Consider the following 17,951-nt stretch of genomic DNA (forward strand, 5'->3'; position numbering starts at 1 on the left):
AGTCACGATCCGAGCAGCTCGGCGTTGCCTTCGCCCAGCGTGGGCGCGGCCTGACGAGGCCTCAGCAGATGCCCGTTGAAGCGCGCGGGATAGCGAATGGCCCGGACCGTGCCCGCAGGCGTTTCCAGTTGCGAATAGAGCTGGTTGTGCCGCACCTGCGGATCGTTCAAGTGAGCGTCGGGGGCATTGACGGGGCCGGCCGGCACGTCGAGTTCGCGAAAGCGCGCCAGCCAGTGCGCGGTCGTGTTCTGCCGGAGCGGGGCGGCGATGCGCTCGAAGAACGCATGCGTCATGTCGCGCTTGCTGGTGATCTTCTTCAACTCGTCCTTCCATTCGGGATGGCCCACTGCGTCGAGCGTGCGGCTCAACTGCTTGCCTGACACCGGCGACACCACCAGATGACCATCGCTGGTCGCGAGCACGGGTTGGGGCGCGAGCGTTTCAGGCGATGCATCGTCGATGAACGCGCGGTTGTGGAACATGTCCGGAAAGTTGTAGTAGGACAGCATGTCGAGCATCGATGTCTCGAGATGGATCGCCTTCTGCGCCCTGTCGCGTGCGATCAGCCCCGAGAGCGCCATCTGGGCGGCGAAGATCGCGGCGACCTTGTCCGCCACGAAGGTGTTCGTCGCGCGCGGCGCGCCGCCCGCCGCTTCGTAGCTGAGCAGGCCGGTGCGGCCCTGGATCAGCGCGTCGAAAGCGGGCTCGGCGGCGAGCTCGCCGTCCGGGCCGTAGCCCGTGATCGAAAGCTGGACGATGCGCGGATTCAGCGCGCTCACCGCCTCGAAGCTCAGGCCGAGCGACGCCGACACATGCGGACGCCAGTTTTCGATATACAGATCCGCATCGTGCAGCAGCGCCTTGAATTTCGCGAGGTCGCCGGCGGACTTGAGATCGAGCGTGACGCTGCGCTTGCCGCGATTCGCGTTGGTCCAGACCGTGCCCACCCCTTTCCAGCCATGCCCGAAATTGCGATACGGATCGCCCGCGGGCGGCTCGACCTTGATGACGTCCGCGCCCAGGTCGGACAACATTTGCGCGCAGAACGGTCCGGATATATAGCTGCATGCCTCGACGACCTTCACGCCGGCGAGCGGTCGTGTGAAGGCATCGTCGTGCGTGGCGGTGGTGGTGGATGCGTGGGTCATGCGTGTTGCTCCTGTTTGGTGTCCTCGTGCGTCGCGGTGACGGCGCGCAGATGCGCCATCGCGAGCACCATGTCCAGCGTGGGTGTGGCGACGTCCGTGAGATCGCGCAGCGCGCGAATCGAGCGGCTGAGAGGTTCGAGTTCGAGCGGCCGGCCTGCCTCGAGATCCTGAAGCATCGACATTCGATGATGCGACGCGCTGACCGTCATGGCGATGCGCCTGTCCGGCGCCGGACCGATGGCAAGCCCCAGTTGCGCGGCGACCGCATCGGCTTCGAACATCATCGCCCTGACAATGGGCAGGACGCCGTGCGCCTCGGCCATCTCGCCGAGCGTGCCTTGCGTGAGCAGCGCGACGGGATTGAACGCGAGGCTGTTGACGAATTTGACCCATATCGCCGCTCGAATGTCCTTGTTCACTTTCGCGTCGACGCCGCTCGCGCACAGCAATTCGCTCAGTGCACGCACGCGTTCGGAGTCGCTGCCGTCGAGCTCGCCGACCGGACAACCGGCTTTCGCCCCGTCCTGCACGATCACGCCCGGCGCGCTCGCATGCGCGCCGATCCAGTAGACACAGCCCAGCACCTGGCTCGGCGCGATCGCACGCCACTGGCGTCCGTCACGGTCGAGCGCAGACAACTGCGTGCCGTCGAAACGGCCGGGAAACTTGTGAAAGAAGTAGTAGGGAATGCCGGTGGTCGGCGGCAGTACTGCCGTGTGCGGTCCGATCAGCGGCGCGATCTGGTCGAGCGCCGCCTCGACCTGATGGGCCTTGAGCGTGATGAACACATAGTCCTGCACGCCGAGCTCGCGTGTGTCCGAGGTGGCGCGCACAGGTACGGTGAAGTCATCGCTCGCGGTCTTGACGCGCAGTCCGTGCGAGCGGATCGCATCGAGCGTCCTGCCGCGCGCAACGACGCTCACTTCGCAGCGGCGGGCGCGCGCGAGATGCGCCGCCAGATAGCCGCCGATTGCCCCGCCACCGAAAATGCATACTCTCAGCATAGTGCGCTCTCTTGCGAATTCCATGAACCGCGCCATGCATCGCTACACCAAGAAGCGATCGCAGACGCCTGCTATGGGCACAAGATACGGGCCACTCCGGCACGAGGGGAAATACTAAAAAACGATGATTCAAGCAGATCGGCGTATAGCTGAAAAAGCGCTTATCGCACGGCCTGCTCGCTTCGTCTCGCGCGTCGGAACGCTGCGGGCGCGACCCCCACCGTGCGGCTGAATGCCGTGCTGAATGCGCTGTCCGAGTAGTAGCCGATGGACAACGCGATATCGATGATCGAACGCTCGCTGTTGATGAGCGCATCCTTGGCGAGCGCGATGCGCCAGTTCGACAGATACGTTGCCGGCGCGACGCCCACGCGCTCGGCGAAGCGCCGTGCGAACGCGGCGCGCGACATGCCCACGTCCTTCGCGAGCAGATCGACGGTCCAGTGACGCGCGACATCCGCGTGCATCTTCTGCAGCGCGAGGTGGATGTGCGGATCGGCCATGCCGCTGAACCACCCCGCCTCGCGCGCGTCGATCCGGGTCAGTGGTCGGCGCCACACTTCGACCAGCATGATTTCGACGAGACGGCTCATCACCAGGTCGTGTCCCGGCAGGTTGCAGCTCGATTCTTCGCCGATCAGCGCGATGAGGCGCGAGAGCCTTCCCGCTTCCTCGTCCGACGAACGGATGTACAGAAAGTCCGGCAGCATGCGCGAGAACAGCGCCGCATGTTCGGGTCCGATCTCGAAGTAGCCCCCGACGAGCTGCACCCTGTCGCCGCTGGAGCCCTCGTCCCATCGCGCGTACTGATCGCTTGCGACTTCCTGCTCCAGCTCGCGCAATGTGGCGCCCGCGTCGAGGTCGCTCACGAGGCAGTAACGGGCGGTCGCCCGCATGAGCAGGTAATCGCCCTGCCGCATGAGCAGCGGCTGGCCGTGGCGCGGCACATACCAGCATTGCCCCGCGACGACGAGGCAGAACACGGGTATGTCCCGGCACGGCACGCTCATGCCCCAGCGGCCGTGCGCCTCGACCGCTCTCCAGCTGATCGCCTGGGGGCGCATGAGCCGGATGATGTCATTGAGGATGTCCATATTGAGACGATCGATAAATTTTCAGAGACGGTCTCTTATAGATTAACTCATCACGTTGCCTTAACTTGTATCTCGACAACCGGTGCTTTCATCGGCAAAAACAAGACGGAGACACGTTATGAAGCTCAAGGACCGGATCGTCGTGGTCACGGGCGCGGCACAGGGCATGGGCCGCGCGATCGCGATCGAAGCAGCGTGCCAGGGCGCCGCGTGGGTCACGCTTGCGGACCTGCAGGAAGACCGCGGTGCGACGGCCGCCCACGAAGTCGCTCAGGCAGGCGCGCAAAGCCGCTTCATTCGCACCGACCTGTCGGACCCGGACTCGATCCGCTACATGATCGATGAAACCGCGCGGCTCGCCGGCGGCATCGACGTGCTCGTCAACAACGCCGGCGTCACCGACGACGGTCTCACGGGCCGCGCGCCGACCATCGAAGACCTGCCCGAGCACGTGTGGGACACCGTGATGAACGTCAATCTCAAGGCGATGTGGCTCGCGAGCAAATTCGCCGCGCCGTGGCTGCGCAAGTCGACGAAGAGCCCGGCCATCGTCAACGGCGCGTCGGTCGCCGGCAGCGTCGCGTATCCGGGTTTGCCCGCGTATGCGGCGAGCAAGGGCGGCGTCGTGATGCTGACCAAGGCGATCGCGCTCGATCTCGCCGATGCGGGCATCCGCTGCAATGCCTTCGCGCCGGGCGCGATCGACACGCCCATGCTGAGCCACAGCGTCGAGCACGCGGTGGATCACGAGAAGGCGCGCGCGCGTCTGTGGGGCACGCATCTGCTCAAGCGGCTCGGGCGTCCCGAGGAAGTCGCGAAGCTCGTGTGCTTCCTTGCGTCCGACGAAGCATCGTTCTCGACGGGCGCCACGTTCAGCGTCGACGCCGGCACGCTCGCGTGGCGCGGCGTGCACTGAGCGCCACGCGAGACGACCCGATGCGAACGACGGCCAGGCACGGCGAAGCAGCGATGTTCGCGCGTCGCCTCACGCGGGCGCTGTCTCTCGCGTTGTACATGACCGACCCGATCCGTCAGACGGCCGACGCGCCCCTCGTCGCCGAATATGCGGGCGGCGCGGCATCGAACCTGCGTGGGCCGACCGCCGCGGTCGGCTGCACGCGAACAGCAAAGGAACGCTGACATGAACATGCGCCAACTCCAGTACTTTCTCGCCGTGGCCGCCGAGCTGAATTTCACGCGCGCCTCGGAACGCGTGAACATCGCGCAGCCGGCGTTAAGCGCGCAGATCATCGCGCTGGAAGACGAACTGGGCACGCCGCTTTTCACGCGCGAGAAACGCAAGGTGCTGCTCACGCCGGCGGGTGAAATCCTCGTCGAGCATGCGCAGCGCGTGCTCAATACCGCGTCGGCAGCCATTGCCGCGGTGCGCGCCTCGGGACGCGGAGCGCGCGCGCATCTGATCGTCGGCTCGATCTACACGGCGATCTACTGCTTCCTGCCGAACACGCTGCGCATCTTCAATACGCTCGCGCCGAATTCGGACGTGAGCCTCCAGGAAATGACCATCTCGCAACAGATCGCGGGGCTCAAGGAAGGCCTGATCGAAGTCGGTCTGGTGCGTGGACATATCTTCGATCACAACATCGTGACCGAGCTGCTGTATCGCGAGTTGCTCGTGGTCGCGGTGCCTGCCGGCAGCGAGTACGACGTTCCCGGCCCCGTTGATCTGCACGATCTCGCCAATTGGCCGCTGATCGCGGTCGCGCGCGGCACCGCGACGGAACGCGGCTACGGCGACAAGATCCTCGATATCTTCGAGGACGCCAATCTCAAGCCCAACGTCGCGAAAGAAGCCTACGACATGCATACGTCCGCGTGTCTCGTCGCGGCCGGCGTGGGCGTCGCGGTCGTGCCGGCCGTCATGCAACTGATGCAGCCGCACGGCGTCGCCTATCGGCCGCTCGCCGTCGAAACCGCGGGCGTCTCGCTGTCGCTCGCGTGGCACAAGGACCGCGTGCCGCCGCTGCTCAATGCGTGGCGCGAAGCCGCGCGCGCAAACGCGGCGCAACTGATCGCTCGTCATCCCGAGTACTTCATCGATACCTCGACGCCGCGTCTCGTCGAAGCCGCCGCGGCCTGACGATCAGCGCCGTCGCTCACGCGCCGTTGAGCCAGTCGTCGATCTCATCGCTGTGCTCGCCCAGATGCGGCGCCGCGCGCAACCCGGCCGGGCGCACGCCGTGAAAGCGCACCGGCAGACGCATCTGCAGGCAATCCCCTTCCGATGGATGCGTCGAGCGTTGGAAGAAGCCCACCGACTTCAGATGTGGATCGTCCAGCACGTCATCGAGATCACGCACTTCCGACGCCGGAATATCGCATTGCGCGAATAACGTGAGCCAGTAGCGCACGGGCTTTTCCGCGACGATGCGGGCCATTTCCGCATTCATGCGATCGAGCGCATGGAAACGCTCGCGCGCCGTGCACAGCTTCTCGCGCTTCAGAAAGTCCGCGCGACCCGTCACGTCGAAGAAGCGCACCCAGCGTTCGTCGGTATAAGGCGCGACCGCGATGTAGCCGTCCGGACACTTCAGCGGCTGACGCAAGGGATCGAGCTGGCGCGGATAGCCCGCCGCATCGGTGGGTGGAACGAACGCGCGGCCATACAGATGCTCCTGCAACAGGAAATGCGTGAAGCTCTCGAACATCGGCACTTCGACGGCCTGACCCTGCCCACTGCGCTCGCGATGCAGCAGCGCGCCGAGCACGGCGTAGGTCGCATGCAGGCCCGCGACCTTGTCCGCCATCGCCATCGGAAGATAGCGCGGCGCCGGATTGCCGTCGGCGCGCGGCAAGAGACTCGCCGCACCGGATGCCGCCTGAATGATGTCGTCGTACGCGGGCCTGCCCGCATACGGTCCGCCCTCGCCGAAGCCCGTGCAATGCACGTAGACGAGCCGCGGATGCTGCTCGCGGAGGGCGTCGTAGGTGAGACCCAGCCGCTCGATCGCCTCGCGCCGCAGGTTATGGATGAACACATCGCAACGGGCGATGAGGCGCAGCAGCGATGCCTTGCCGCGCGGCGTCTTCAGATCCCACACGACCGAGCGCTTGCCGCGATTGAGCGTCATGTGCGCCGGCCCCATGCCGCGCGTTTTCGCCGGCCGTCCGACGCGCCTGATCTCGTCGCCCGCGAGCGGCTCGATCTTGATGACATCCGCGCCCAATTCCGCGAGCGTCGCCGTGCAATAGGGACCGAAGATCACCGACGTCATGTCGAGAATGCGGATGCCGTCGAGAATGGGCGATGAAACCATGAATGTCTTTCTCCGCGCCGGGTCTCAGACCGCTTCCTCGAGCGTCAGCAACAGCCTCAGATCGAACGAAGGGTCGGCGGCCTGCTCGCGCGACGGACTGATGCGCCGTTGCAGGAGCCGTCGCGCGGCCATGTGATCGGCTGGCCGGTTGCACGACTCGACGCCCGTCAGCCGATGATGCCGGTAGCGGAACACCGAGAATGCCCCCGACGCGGGGTCGCCGCGCAGCACGCTGCTGTCGAGCCTGCGCGCGACGCCCGCGATTTGCAGCCGCGCGCCGCCCTGATCGCTCCAGAAGACCGGCGTCTGGCCGTACGGCGCCGTATCGCCGAGCAGGGCGCGCGCGACATGGCGCGCCTGATCGACGGCATTCTGCACGGATTCGAGACGCAGCAGGTCGCCGCCGTCGAACGCATAGGGAAAGGCGGCGCAATCGCCGATCGCGGAGATCGCCGGGTCCGACGTGCGCAGGCGCTCATCGACGATGACGCCGTTGAACACGGACAGCCCGCACGCGGCCGCAAGCTCGCCGTTCGGCACCACGCCCGCGGCCACGAGCACGAGATCAGCGTCGAGCCGCGAGCCGTCGGCAAGCTCGACGCCGCAGACACGATCATCGCGGCCGACGATGCGCTCGACGCGTGCGTCGAACGTGAAGCGCACGCCCGCCGATTCATGATGCGCGGTGCACGCCGACGACATGTCCGCCGAGATGGCCCGCTTCATCACGCGATCGACCGATTCGACCACATGCACGTCGCATCCTCGCGCGGCCGCGATGCTCGCGACCTCCAGGCCGAGGAAGCCCGCGCCGATCACCACCACGCGCCGCGCATCGTCGAGCCCTGCCTTCAACCGTTGTGCATCGGCCACCGAGCGCAGCGACACGACGCCGTGCGCGGGTTGCGTCGAAAACGGCAGCGAGCGATTGCGCGATCCCGTCGCGAGCACGAGATGCCCGTACGGAACGATGCGCCCAGACAGCAGCGAAAGACGCCGCCGCCGGCGATCGATCGCGCCGACGCGCTCGCCCGCCAGCCGCTCGATGCGCGCATCGTCGAACCAGTGCGCTTCTTCGAGGCTCAGTTCGTCTACCGCGACATCGCCCGTCAAAAAGCGCTTCGACAGCGGCGGCCTTTGATACGGCAAGCCCGCTTCGTCGCCGATGAGCCGGATCACGCCTTCGTACCCTTCCTCGCGCAAGGAAGCCGCGACCTGCAGCCCGGCCTGCCCCGCGCCGACGATCACGACCGATTCGGGCCGCGCGTTCACTGCCCGCTCTCCTGCGTGGCTGCGTCGTCCGTCAGTTTCTCGACTTTGATCGCCTTCGACGGGCATTTGCGCGCCGCGCCGAGCACCTTTTCATAGAGCGCCTCGTCCGGCTCCGTCTGCAACAGCTTCACGACGCCGTCCTCGTCGCGCTGGTCGAACACGTCGGCGCTCGACAGCACGCACAGTCCCGCGCCGACGCACACGTCCTGGTCGACGGCCACGCGCAGTTTGAAGTTTCCGTTTGCCATGCCCTACTCTCCTTCATCGCTACGATGAGCGCGCTGCAGTTGATTACCAGGTGACGGGCAAGGATTCGAGACCCTGCACGAAATGATCGCCCTTGCCCTTGACCGCTTCGAGCGGCACGGCGAAACGCAAGTCCGGCATGCGTTCGAAGAGCGTCGCGAACACGACCTGCAATTCCACCCGCGCGAGCGGCTGGCCGAGGCACTGGTGAATGCCATAGCTGAACGCGACGTGATGATCAGCCTTGCGCGTGATGTCGAAACGATCCGGCTGCTCGAACGCGGTGGCGTCGTGATTCGCGCCGGAAATCAGCGCGATCACGCCTTCGCCCTTGCGAATCATCTGGCCCGCCACTTCGACGTCTTCCGTCGCGACCCGGAACGCGTTGTAGTGCACGATGGTGTGAAAACGCAGCATCTCCTCGACTGCATTGCGCAGCAACGAAGGGGTTTCGCGCAACAGACGCAACTGGTCCGGATTGGTCAGGAAGCTGAACACGCCGAGCGCCATCTGGTTCGCGGTCGTTTCGTGGCCGGCCATCAGCAGCAGTTCGGCCATGATGACCAGCTCGCGATGCGTCAGATGCCCCGGCCTGACCTGCTCGACGATCAAACGGCTGAGAAGGTCCGTTCGGCTTTCGGCATCTTTGGCGCGCTCGGTGATCAGCCGGTCGAGATACGACAGGATGCGGTCCGACGCCGCCTTCGGAATCGACGGATCGACATCGAGCAGCACCTTGAGGCGGCTTTGCTCCTGGAAGAAACCATGATCGCTCGCGGGCACGTCGAGCAGGCCCGCGATCACTTCGGACGTGAGCGGCAGAAAGAGGTCCTCGACCAGATTCGCGGGCGGCCCTTTTTCGAGCAGTTCATCCACGAGCCGGCTGAAGATCGATTCGATGCGCGGGCGCATCTCGCTCACGCGCTTGATCATGAACTCCTTGGTCAGCATGCGGCGAAAGTGTCCGTGCTGCGGCGGGTCCATGCGAATGAACGCGGGCTCCAGATCGAGCACGGCGTTGCGCGCGGGCGAGAGGCTCGGAAAGCCGCTCACATGCGGGTCGCCGCTGAAGCGGTTGTCGCCGAGCACGGCGCGCACGTCGTCGTAGCGCGTGAAGAGCCATGCGTCCTTGCCGTCCCACATCCGCACCTGCACCGGCCTCGGCTGCTGCTGAAAGTCGCGGTATTCCGCGGGCGGAACGAACGGGCATTGCCGTGGCATCGGGAACGCCGGCTTGCTGAAAGGACATCCAGACATCGCGCCTCCCCTCACATCCATTGAATGATTGAGTTCATGTCGGGAAGCCGCTCACAGACCGCCGTTGACGTCGAGCGTCGCGCCCGTCACGTAGCGCGCGTCGTCGCTGACGAGAAAGCCGATGGCCGATGCAATCTCTTCCGGCTCCGCTGCGCGTTGCAGGCCCGAACCGGCGATGAGCTTGTCGCGGATCTCCTTGGGCACCTTCTCGCCCATTGCCGTGTTGATCGTGCCCGGCGACACAGCCGCGACGCGAATGCCGTGCGGCCCGAGCGGCTTCGCGAGGCTCTTCGTCAGGTTGATGACCGCCGCCTTAGAGCCGCCGTAGTCCGTCACGCCGCTGCCCGCCGTCGCGACGATCGACGCGAGGTTGACGATCACGCCGCCGCCGCCCGCCTTCACGAGACGCTTCGCCACTTCCTGGCTCAGAAAGAACGGCGCGCGCGCGTTGACGCCGTAGGTGAAGTCGTAGTCGGCAGGCGAGATGTCGAAGAACGTCTTGCCGTGCCAGACGCCCGCGTTGTTGATGAGCACGCGAATGGTGCCGTGCTCCGCGTCGATGGCTTCGACGGCCGAGCGGATTTGCTCGATATCGGTCACGTCGCATTTGCGGTAGGCGTACTCGCCCTTGCCCGACTCGGCAACGTCGAGCCCGACGACCTTATAGCCGCGCTCGCTCAGGTTCCTGCAAATGGCTTGTCCCGTCAGGCCGTTCGAGCCCGTAACGACTGCAACGCTGGTGGTCATGTTTCAACTCTCCTCACGATTTGGTCTTGAACCGGATCATCCTCATGCTCGCTCTTCATCGAGCGGCTCAGGCTCAAGATTCGCGCGGCTGGCGCTGCAGGTCCAATACTGTTTTGCGAGATCCTGAGACCGAATTCCTATCGTTGCCGCTTCGGGAAGGCGCGCATCAGCGCTGAATGACGATGCCCGCGTGCTCGCGATCCCAGCAGTCGGCGGTGACGCCTTCCGCGCGCAGCCGATACTTCTCGACGCGCTCGCTCGGCGTCTTCGGCAGGCTGTCGCGAAACGCGACGTAACGCGGAATCGCGAAGTAGGCGAGGCGCGTCTCGCACCAGCGGACGAGTTCGATCTCCGTCAACTGCTCGCCACTCCTCAACACGATGACGGCCTTCACGTCATCCTCCCCCAACTCCGAAGGCACGCCCACCACGCACGATTCGAGCACTGCCGGATGCGCGCCGATCACGGCCTCGACCTCGAACGACGAGATGTTCTCGCCGCGCCGCCTCAGCGCCTGCTTCTTTCTGTCGACGAAGTGAAAATAGCCGTCGTCGTCCTGCCGCGCGAGGTCGCCCGTGTGAATCCACAGGTTGCGGAACAGTTCCAGCGTCGCCTCGGGGTCCTTGTAGTAGCCGCTCGTGCCGAGATAGGGCCGTTGCGGCCTCACGACCATCTCGCCGGTCTGTCCACGACCGACTTCGTTATCCAGATCGTCGACGACGCGCACGTCATAGCCCGTGATGGCCTTGCCGCACGCGCCCGCGCGTCGGTCCTCGTATGGGTTCACGAGACAACTGCTGCACTCGGTCATGCCGTACAGCTCCAGCAGCCGCGTATTGAAGCGCGCCTCGAACGCATGCCACACATGCGGCGGCGCGGCCGCGCCCACCATCAGGCGCAGCGGATTGTCGGCGTCGAGCGGCGATGGCGCCTGCTTCATCAGGATCGACAGCATGCCGCCGATGAATTTCGCCGACGTGCAGTTCCAGCGGCGACAGTCGTCGAGCATGCGGGTCGCGGAAAAGCGTTCGACGAACACGGCCTGCGCCTCCGCGAGAATCGCGGGACCGGTCGTGCCGTGCGCACTCGTGTGAAAGAACGGCAGGCCGGTGTAGAGCACGTCCTTGTCCGTATAGCGCGAATACTGCAGCGCCTGCGACCAGATCTCGTACCAGTAGTGATGGCTGATCAGCACGCCCTTTGAGCGCCCCGTCGTTCCGGACGTGTACGAGATGGTCGAAAGCTGTCTGAAGTCGACGGGTACGCCGGGTGCGGTTTCCGCGCGGCACATCAGTTCGTCGAAGTGCAAGGCTTCGCGGCCGGGCCATCCCGTGAGATGCGGCAGCGCGCGCCCATCCACGACGATCGTGTGATGCAGCTGCGGCAGCCGCTCCGCGATCGCGCCGAGCGCATCGAAATACGCGGGCTCGGCGACGAGCGCGATGCAATCGGCATGATCGATCTGATACGCGAGCCCCTCGCCCTTCAGCGCGACGTTGATCGGCACGCACACCGCGCCGATCCTGTTCAGGCCGAACCACGCGAACAGGAATTCGACGCGGTTCGCGAGCATCAGTGCAACCTTTTCGCCAGGCCCGACGCCCAGCGCGCGAAAGCCGTTCGCTGCGCGATTCGACATCGCGTTCAGTTCCTCGAAGCTGACGGTCCGATCGCGAAAGCGGAACACTTCGTGATGCGGATTGCGCCGCGCCTTGTCCTCGATGATCCGGCCGATCACGCGATCCGTCTGCGCGTACTCTTGCATCGTCCACTCGTTCCATCTGCGCGCGGCGCGTTCGAACTTGTCGTCCCACTGACCCATCGTGTCGCTCATCCTCAGATTGCGCGACGGCGTCACGCAAGACTTTGATCTTCCATGACCCGCATCAGCCCTTCCTGCATCGCGGTGCTCACCCGCCGCCCGTCCTGATACAGCGCGCCGGCGCCGAGGCCGCGATGGTTCGCCGCGCAAGGCCCCGACATGTCGTAGTAGAACCACGCATCGGGCCGAACCGGCGCATGGAACCACATCGCGTGATCGAGGCTCGCCGAGCGCGCACGGCGGTCCATCGTGCCGTAGCCGCGCGGACGCATCGCGGTGGTCATCAGGTCGAGATCGCTCGCGTAGGCAAGCACGGCATGACAGAGCAGCGGATCGTCGCCGCACGGCTCGCGCAACCGGCACCAGAGCCCGTTGACGGGCGCCATCGCGCCCGGATCGAGCCAGGGCCGCCACAGCTCGCTGCGCCGCTCGAAGAGCCGCATGATCGTCGATACGTGCGAGCGGCGGCGTTCCAGCAGATGCGCTTCGCGTGCATAAAAGTCCGCTTCGGCGGGCAGGTGTTCGGGCGGCGGCGCGGGCGGCATCGGCGCAAGACGTGCGTCCTGGCTCTCGGCTGCCTGAAACGAAGCCGCCCCGATGAAAACCACGCGCTCCTCCTGCGTGACGGTCACACGGCGCGTGCCGAAGCTGCGGCCATCGCGCACCGGCTGCACCTCGAAACGGAGGCGCTTCGTCACGTCGCCGGGATGCACGAAATATCCCTGCATCGAATGCAGGCCGTGCGACTCGCGCACGGTGCGACCCATCGCCATGATCGACTGCGCGAGCAGTTGTCCGCCATAGATGCGCTTCACGCCATCGACGAGCGATTCGCCCGAGAACACGTGACGACTTTCCTCGCGCACCCGCAACGCCGCGAGCAGATCGCTCACCGTCAGCGCCATGCGTCCTCCCTTCAGCCGGGAATCGCGACGACGAGACCGTCCAGTTCCGGCGTGATCTCGATCTGGCAGCTCAGACGGCTGTTGCCGCGCGGCTCGCCGAGACCTTCGAGCATTTCGCGCTCGATATCGCACGCTTCGCCGACCGCGCTCATCCACGCATCGTCCACATAGACCTCGCAGGTCGCGCAACTGCACGCGCCGCCGCATTCCGCGACGATACCCGCGATCATGTTGTCGACGGCCCCCTGCATCACGGAACTGCCGAGCGGCACGTCGACTTCCGTGGTCTCGCCGCTCACCTGCACGTATTTGACGACTGGCATTGCACACCTCTCTCTGGCTGAATCAATCGGACTGCTGCTGCAACGTTTCGAACAACGACTTCAATGGATACGCTTCGTCGGCAAGGCGCGATGCATCGACCGCGATGCCCTCGGCGATCAGGCGCTTGCTGAGCATGAATTCCTGCGCGCGGTTGACGCAATCCGCCGCGACGAGCCGGCCGCGCTTCAGATAGAACGCGCTGAAGCTGCGCCCAGTGTTGCGCGTCCCGCGCACGACGACCTGGTCGTAACCCGTGTTGAGGCCCGCGATCTGTAGCTTGATGTCGTATTGGTCGGACCAGAACCACGGCAGCGCGCGATACGGTTTGTCCTTGCCGCACAGCGCCGCGGCGGCGGCCTTCGCCTGCTCCGTCGCGTTGGGCACGGATTCGAGGCGGATGCGCCCGTAGTATGGCGACGGATGCATCGTGCAATCGCCGGCCGCGACGATATCCGGGTCCGAGGTCCGCGCGCACGCATCCACGACGATGCCGTTATCGATATCGAGCCCGGCTGCCTGCGCGAGTTCGACATTCGGCGCCACGCCCACGCCGATCACAACGAGATTCGCCGGCAACGCCGTGCCGTCACCCAGTACGATCCGCTCGACGCGATCCTTGCCTTCGATTCGATCGACCGTGACGCTCGTGCGAATGTCGACACCCTCCTCGCGATGCACGCGCTCGAAGAACGCGGACACCTCCGGCGCCGTGACGCGCGCGAGCACGCGCGGCGCCATTTCGAGCACGCTCACGCGCATGCCGAGCCGATTGAGCACGGCCGCCGTCTCGAGACCGATATAGCCGCCGCCGACGATCACCGCGTGCCCGCCCGACCGCACATGCTGCCTGATGCGATCGATGTCCGCGATGCCGCGCAGGTAATGGACGCCTTCCAGTTCCGAGCCCGGCAGCGCGACGGTTCGCACGCGCGTGCCGGTGCACAGCGCGAGCTTGTTGTAGGCGAGCGACGCGCCGTCGCGCAGCGTCACCGACTTGCGCTCGCGATCGATCGCGACGACCCGCTCGCCGAGACGAAACTCGATGCCGAATTTGGCATACGCGTCCGCTGTGCGGATCAGCAGATCGCTGCTGCTTTTCTCGCCGAGCAGATACGCCTTCGACAGAGGCGGCCGGTGATAAGGCAGATGCGGCTCGTCGCCGATCACGACGATGCGCCCTTCCCAGCCTTCCTGCCGAAGACTCGGCGCGAGTTGCGCCGCCGCATGGCTCCCGCCGACGATGATGCAGGTCCGCTCCACGATGTCCTCCTGGCTCATCTGATCTCACGCGCTCACGGCGGGCCACGCGTCGCCGCGCCTTGCGAGCACTTCTTGGTTGTGCTCGCCGAGCATCGGCGGCGAGCGATCGATGCGCGTCGGCGTCGCGGAAAAGTTCAGCGGGTTGTTGATGATCTTGAATTCGCCGCCCTTCGGATGCGGCAGCGTCTTCAACAGCTTGTCGACCACGTGTGGATCGCTGAACACTTCAGGCCACGTGCGCACCGCACCGTAGATCGCGCCTGCCGCCGAGAGGCGCGCTTCCCACTCGTCGAGATCGCGCGTCGCGAAGATCGCGGCGAGGCGTTCGTTGACGAGATCGCGGTTCGCGAGACGCGCGGCCTTCGTGGCGAAGCGTTCTTCGGTCTTCAGCTCCGGCGCATCGAGCGCATCGCACAGCACCTGCCAGAACTTGTCGTTGATCGTGATGATCATGATGTCGCGGCCGTCGGAGGTCGCGTACGTGTTGTTCGGCACGATGTCCCAGTGCTGATTGCCCATGCGCAAAGGTGTCTTCGCAGTCAGATCGAAATACACGTCGCGCGGCACCTGGCTGAAGATGCTGGCGTCGAGCATCGACAGATCGACGCGCTGACCTTCGCCCGTGCGCTCGCGTGCCTGCAACGCGGTGAGCATGCCGATCGTCGCGAGCAGCGCGGTGACGAGATCCGAGAACGGAAAGCCCGTCTTGAGCGGCCCGGATTCCTCAGTGCCCGTGACCTGCATGACGCCCGAGATCGCCTGAATGATCATGTCCAGCGCCGGACGATTCCGGTCGCTGCCGTTGCGGTCGAAACCCGAGATCGAGCAATAGACGAGGCGTGGATTCAGCTCACGCAGCGCTTCATAAGCGATACCGACACGCTCCGTGAAACCGGGGCGGAAGTTTTCGACCAGCACATCGGCTTCGGCGGCGAGCGCGCGCGCGGCGGCCTGTCCTTCCTCCGTCTTCAGATCGAGCACGATGCCGCGTTTGTTGCGGTTCACGCCGAGAAAAAACGCACCGTCTCCATTGAGCGTCGTTTCGCCCGAGCGGCGAAACGGATCGCCCTCCGGCTGCTCGACCTTGATCACGTCGGCGCCGCAATCGCCGAGCATCATCGTCGCGAACGGGCCCGTCATCATCTGCGTGAAGTCGAGCACCTTCAGGCCTTGCAGCGCCGTCTTCATGCTTTTTCCTTTTCGGTGTAGAACGCTTCGCGCTCGTGGTTCGACGCACGCACGCCCTTGTCGCGGCGCTGCTTCATGAAGTTGAACTCGTCGGATTCGTAGCGCACGTTGGTGGCGAGCGCATGCAGCACGTGACCGTACGAGAATTGCGCGTCGATGCCGAGCGCGTTCATCGCCAGATTCGTGGCGGCTTTGCCCATCACGATCCCGTCGCGCGGCAAGCGTACGATCCGCTCCGCCCATTCCTCGCCGGCTTCTACAAGCGAGGCGCCTGGCACGACCTTGTTGACGAGACCGTTCGCGAGGCAGGTCTGAGCGTCCCAGACGTCCGCCATCAGCAGCAGTTCGCGCGCCTTGCGCGGGCCGAGCGTCATCATTTCCCAGGCGGCGAAGTAGGCCGCGCCGGACAGCCCGAGCTTCTGCTCCGGATGTCCCATCTTCGCGGTGTCGGCCGCGATGACGAGATCCGACGCTTCGGCCAGATACAATCCGCCGCCCAGACAATAGCCTTTCACCAGCGACAGCGTTGGCTTGAGAAACTTGAAAATGCGCTCGAAGCGTTCGATATACCGCTTGTCGTGCAACAGCCGCGCGCGCTGGCTCGGCTTGCGGGGACGGCCTTTCTCGTCGTAGGTCGTTTCGCCGTATTCCGTGCCGACTTCAGCCAGATCGTGGCCGGTCGTGAAATCTTCGCCGGCGCCTTGCAGCACGACCACCCGCACGTCGTCGTCGGCTTCGGCGCGGTCGTAGCCATCCATGAGTTGATCGAGCATGGCGCTCGTCATCGCGTTCTTCTTCTCCGGGCGGTTGATCGTGATGTAGGCCCGGCCGTCCTTCGCGACATAGTCGATGCTGCCTGTCATGCGTGTTCTCCTGTCCTGTGGGGCGTGCGTCAGTTGTTCAGGTTGATCGCGACCGCCTTGACTTCGGTGTACAGCTCGATCGCCTCGAAGCCGCGCTCGCGGCCCCAGCCGGATTGCTTGTAGCCGCCGTACGGCAAGGTCGCGTCCGGCGATGAAAGCGCGTTCACGTTGACGATGCCCGCCTGCATGCGGCGCGCCATCTTGTGCGCGCGGCCGATGTCCTTCGTCCAGATACTGGCCGCGAGTCCGTAGATGGAAGCGTTGGCGGTGGCGGCAATTCGGTCGAGGTCGTCGTCGTCGAAGGACATCGCGCACAGCACCGGCCCGAAGATCTCTTCGTCGTGCACCTTCATGCCAGGCTTCACGCCCGTCAGCACGGTCGGCTGCACGAAGAAGCCGCGCTCGCCCGACGATCCTCCGCCCGCGTAAAGCGTCGCGCCTTCTTCCTGTCCGCTATGAATGTAGCCCGCCACGCGATCGAGCTGACGTCGCGAGATGACGGGACCCATGTCGGTGCCGGCATCGAGACCGTGGCCCATCTTCATGCCGTTCGCGCGCTTCGCGATGAGTTCCAGCATCGGCTCGAATGCGCGTTCGTGGACATAGAGCCGCGAGCCGGCCGCGCAGATTTGCCCGGCGTGAAAAAAGATCGACGAACACACGCCTGCGGCGGCGGCTTCGAGATTCGCATCGGGAAAGACGATCACGGGCGACTTGCCGCCCAATTCCAGCGAAACACGCTTGAGGTTGCCGCTCGCGGCTTGCAGGATGCGCCGTCCCGTTTCGCCCGAGCCCGTGAACGCAACCTTGTCGATGCCCGGATGCGCGGCGATCGCTGAGCCCACGGGATTGCCGAAGCCCGTCACGATGTTCAGCACGCCCGGCGGAATGCCCGCTTCCAGCGCGAGCTCGCCGAGCCTGAGCGCCGTGAGCGGCGTCTGCTCCGATGGTTTCATCACGACCGCGCAACCGGCGGCGAGCGCGGGCGCGATCTTCCACATCGCCATGTTGAGCGGGAAGTTCCACGGGATGATCTGGCCGACCACGCCCACCGGTTCACGCAGCGTGTACGCGTGCCACTCGCCCGCGAGCGATACGTTGGGCGTCTCGCCGCCCATCTTCGTGGTCCAGCCGGCCATGTAGCGCAGCATCTCGGCGATGCCGACCACGTCTCCATTGCGGCAGAACGGCAGCGGCTTGCCGCTGTTGATGCATTCGAGTTGCGCGAGCTGGTCGCCGTGGGCGTCGATCAGATCGGCGAAGCGCAGCATCATGCGCGTGCGCTCCGAAGGCATGACTTTGCGCCACGGCCCTTCCAGCGCGCGGCGCGCGGCGTCGACCGCACGATCGACGTCCGTGGCCGTCGCTTCGGCTACCGTGGCGATCACTTCGCCCGTCGCGGGATCGAGGATGTCGGTGCGCCTGCCGCCATCGGATGCGATCGTGCGGCCGTCGATCAGCAATCCGTGTTCGCGCGAAAGGAAATCGCGGGCCGCCTCACCCAGCGCCGGATGAAAACTCGTCGTCATGTCAGTGTCCTTGA

General features: G+C 65.3%; 18 protein-coding genes. 3 read left to right on the top strand and 15 right to left on the bottom strand.

What is annotated here, in order from left to right; translation table 11 throughout:
* Positions 1–2: 2 nt before the first annotated feature.
* The 3 genes from AC1Z32_RS09835 to AC1Z32_RS09845 all read right to left on the bottom strand — a co-directional run bounded on the left by AC1Z32_RS09835 (position 3) and on the right by AC1Z32_RS09845 (position 3,246).
* Positions 3–1,148, bottom strand: a complete 1,146-nt coding sequence (locus AC1Z32_RS09835; protein WP_483478523.1) for a CaiB/BaiF CoA transferase family protein — start codon at positions 1,146–1,148, stop codon at positions 3–5.
* Positions 1,145–2,152, bottom strand: coding sequence for a ketopantoate reductase family protein (locus tag AC1Z32_RS09840; RefSeq protein ID WP_483478524.1), 1,008 nt, complete (start codon positions 2,150–2,152; stop codon positions 1,145–1,147). The genes AC1Z32_RS09835 and AC1Z32_RS09840 overlap by 4 nt, the downstream gene beginning before the upstream one ends.
* Positions 2,153–2,313: 161 nt before the next feature.
* Positions 2,314–3,246, bottom strand: a complete 933-nt coding sequence (locus AC1Z32_RS09845; RefSeq protein ID WP_483478525.1) for an AraC family transcriptional regulator — start codon at positions 3,244–3,246, stop codon at positions 2,314–2,316.
* Between the two features lie 118 nt (positions 3,247–3,364).
* Between AC1Z32_RS09845 and AC1Z32_RS09850 the strand changes: the two genes are divergently transcribed.
* From AC1Z32_RS09850 to AC1Z32_RS09860, 3 genes are read left to right on the top strand one after another with little or no spacing between them, the layout of a single operon-like run.
* Positions 3,365–4,162, top strand: a complete 798-nt coding sequence (locus AC1Z32_RS09850; protein ID WP_483478526.1) for an SDR family NAD(P)-dependent oxidoreductase — start codon at positions 3,365–3,367, stop codon at positions 4,160–4,162.
* Between the two features lie 20 nt (positions 4,163–4,182).
* On the top strand, positions 4,183–4,386 hold the full coding sequence (locus AC1Z32_RS09855; protein ID WP_483478527.1) for a hypothetical protein: 204 nt from the start codon (positions 4,183–4,185) through the stop codon (positions 4,384–4,386).
* A 1-nt stretch (position 4,387) separates the two neighbouring features.
* Positions 4,388–5,347, top strand: a complete 960-nt coding sequence (locus AC1Z32_RS09860; RefSeq protein WP_483478528.1) for a LysR substrate-binding domain-containing protein — start codon at positions 4,388–4,390, stop codon at positions 5,345–5,347.
* Positions 5,348–5,363: 16 nt separating this feature from the next.
* On the opposite strand, the gene AC1Z32_RS09865 is transcribed toward AC1Z32_RS09860, so the two are convergent.
* The 12 genes from AC1Z32_RS09865 to AC1Z32_RS09920 form a co-directional block, all read right to left on the bottom strand.
* A complete protein-coding gene (locus AC1Z32_RS09865) occupies positions 5,364–6,524 on the bottom strand; it encodes a CaiB/BaiF CoA transferase family protein (protein WP_483478529.1) in 1,161 nt (386 codons plus the stop codon).
* A gap of 24 nt (positions 6,525–6,548) precedes the next feature.
* Positions 6,549–7,796, bottom strand: a complete 1,248-nt coding sequence (locus tag AC1Z32_RS09870; RefSeq protein WP_483478530.1) for an NAD(P)/FAD-dependent oxidoreductase — start codon at positions 7,794–7,796, stop codon at positions 6,549–6,551.
* Complete coding sequence (locus AC1Z32_RS09875) at positions 7,793–8,044, bottom strand: ferredoxin (protein WP_483478531.1); 252 nt, start codon at positions 8,042–8,044, stop codon at positions 7,793–7,795. Before AC1Z32_RS09875 ends, AC1Z32_RS09870 begins: the two co-directional genes overlap by 4 nt.
* A gap of 43 nt (positions 8,045–8,087) precedes the next feature.
* Complete coding sequence (locus AC1Z32_RS09880) at positions 8,088–9,263, bottom strand: cytochrome P450 (RefSeq protein ID WP_483478532.1); 1,176 nt, start codon at positions 9,261–9,263, stop codon at positions 8,088–8,090.
* 87 nt (positions 9,264–9,350) lie between these two features.
* Positions 9,351–10,046 carry an SDR family NAD(P)-dependent oxidoreductase gene (locus AC1Z32_RS09885; RefSeq protein ID WP_483478533.1) on the bottom strand — a complete coding sequence of 232 codons (696 nt, stop codon included), beginning with the start codon at positions 10,044–10,046 and terminating at the stop codon, positions 9,351–9,353.
* A 166-nt stretch (positions 10,047–10,212) separates the two neighbouring features.
* On the bottom strand, positions 10,213–11,880 hold the full coding sequence (locus AC1Z32_RS09890) for an ATP-dependent acyl-CoA ligase (RefSeq protein ID WP_483478534.1): 1,668 nt from the start codon (positions 11,878–11,880) through the stop codon (positions 10,213–10,215).
* Between the two features lie 20 nt (positions 11,881–11,900).
* Positions 11,901–12,773 (bottom strand): acyl-CoA thioesterase, encoded by an 873-nt coding sequence (locus AC1Z32_RS09895; protein WP_483478535.1) that lies wholly within the window; start codon positions 12,771–12,773, stop codon positions 11,901–11,903.
* 11 nt (positions 12,774–12,784) lie between these two features.
* Positions 12,785–13,096, bottom strand: a complete 312-nt coding sequence (locus AC1Z32_RS09900; protein WP_483478536.1) for a 2Fe-2S iron-sulfur cluster-binding protein — start codon at positions 13,094–13,096, stop codon at positions 12,785–12,787.
* A gap of 22 nt (positions 13,097–13,118) precedes the next feature.
* Positions 13,119–14,375, bottom strand: a complete 1,257-nt coding sequence (locus tag AC1Z32_RS09905; protein ID WP_483478537.1) for an NAD(P)/FAD-dependent oxidoreductase — start codon at positions 14,373–14,375, stop codon at positions 13,119–13,121.
* 6 nt (positions 14,376–14,381) lie between these two features.
* Positions 14,382–15,545 (bottom strand): CaiB/BaiF CoA transferase family protein, encoded by a 1,164-nt coding sequence (locus AC1Z32_RS09910; RefSeq protein ID WP_483478538.1) that lies wholly within the window; start codon positions 15,543–15,545, stop codon positions 14,382–14,384.
* Entirely contained in the window at positions 15,542–16,408 is an 867-nt protein-coding gene (locus AC1Z32_RS09915) for an enoyl-CoA hydratase-related protein (protein WP_483478539.1), read from the bottom strand. Before AC1Z32_RS09915 ends, AC1Z32_RS09910 begins: the two co-directional genes overlap by 4 nt.
* A gap of 29 nt (positions 16,409–16,437) precedes the next feature.
* Positions 16,438–17,937, bottom strand: a complete 1,500-nt coding sequence (locus AC1Z32_RS09920) for an aldehyde dehydrogenase family protein (RefSeq protein WP_483478540.1) — start codon at positions 17,935–17,937, stop codon at positions 16,438–16,440.
* Positions 17,938–17,951: the final 14 nt, after the last annotated feature.

The sequence above is a fragment of the Caballeronia sp. 11_S32 genome (assembly GCF_056930355.1).

Coding starts and splice junctions, on each gene's coding strand:
- AC1Z32_RS09835 (WP_483478523.1), bottom strand. CDS start 1,148: ATGACCCACGCATCCACCACCACCGCCACGCACGACGATGCCTTCACA.
- AC1Z32_RS09840 (WP_483478524.1), bottom strand. CDS start 2,152: ATGCTGAGAGTATGCATTTTCGGTGGCGGGGCAATCGGCGGCTATCTG.
- AC1Z32_RS09845 (WP_483478525.1), bottom strand. CDS start 3,246: ATGGACATCCTCAATGACATCATCCGGCTCATGCGCCCCCAGGCGATC.
- AC1Z32_RS09850 (WP_483478526.1), top strand. CDS start 3,365: ATGAAGCTCAAGGACCGGATCGTCGTGGTCACGGGCGCGGCACAGGGC.
- AC1Z32_RS09855 (WP_483478527.1), top strand. CDS start 4,183: ATGCGAACGACGGCCAGGCACGGCGAAGCAGCGATGTTCGCGCGTCGC.
- AC1Z32_RS09860 (WP_483478528.1), top strand. CDS start 4,388: ATGAACATGCGCCAACTCCAGTACTTTCTCGCCGTGGCCGCCGAGCTG.
- AC1Z32_RS09865 (WP_483478529.1), bottom strand. CDS start 6,524: ATGGTTTCATCGCCCATTCTCGACGGCATCCGCATTCTCGACATGACG.
- AC1Z32_RS09875 (WP_483478531.1), bottom strand. CDS start 8,044: ATGGCAAACGGAAACTTCAAACTGCGCGTGGCCGTCGACCAGGACGTG.
- AC1Z32_RS09880 (WP_483478532.1), bottom strand. CDS start 9,263: ATGCCACGGCAATGCCCGTTCGTTCCGCCCGCGGAATACCGCGACTTT.
- AC1Z32_RS09885 (WP_483478533.1), bottom strand. CDS start 10,046: ATGACCACCAGCGTTGCAGTCGTTACGGGCTCGAACGGCCTGACGGGA.
- AC1Z32_RS09890 (WP_483478534.1), bottom strand. CDS start 11,880: ATGAGCGACACGATGGGTCAGTGGGACGACAAGTTCGAACGCGCCGCG.
- AC1Z32_RS09895 (WP_483478535.1), bottom strand. CDS start 12,773: ATGGCGCTGACGGTGAGCGATCTGCTCGCGGCGTTGCGGGTGCGCGAG.
- AC1Z32_RS09900 (WP_483478536.1), bottom strand. CDS start 13,096: ATGCCAGTCGTCAAATACGTGCAGGTGAGCGGCGAGACCACGGAAGTC.
- AC1Z32_RS09905 (WP_483478537.1), bottom strand. CDS start 14,375: ATGAGCCAGGAGGACATCGTGGAGCGGACCTGCATCATCGTCGGCGGG.
- AC1Z32_RS09910 (WP_483478538.1), bottom strand. CDS start 15,545: ATGAAGACGGCGCTGCAAGGCCTGAAGGTGCTCGACTTCACGCAGATG.
- AC1Z32_RS09915 (WP_483478539.1), bottom strand. CDS start 16,408: ATGACAGGCAGCATCGACTATGTCGCGAAGGACGGCCGGGCCTACATC.
- AC1Z32_RS09920 (WP_483478540.1), bottom strand. CDS start 17,937: ATGACGACGAGTTTTCATCCGGCGCTGGGTGAGGCGGCCCGCGATTTC.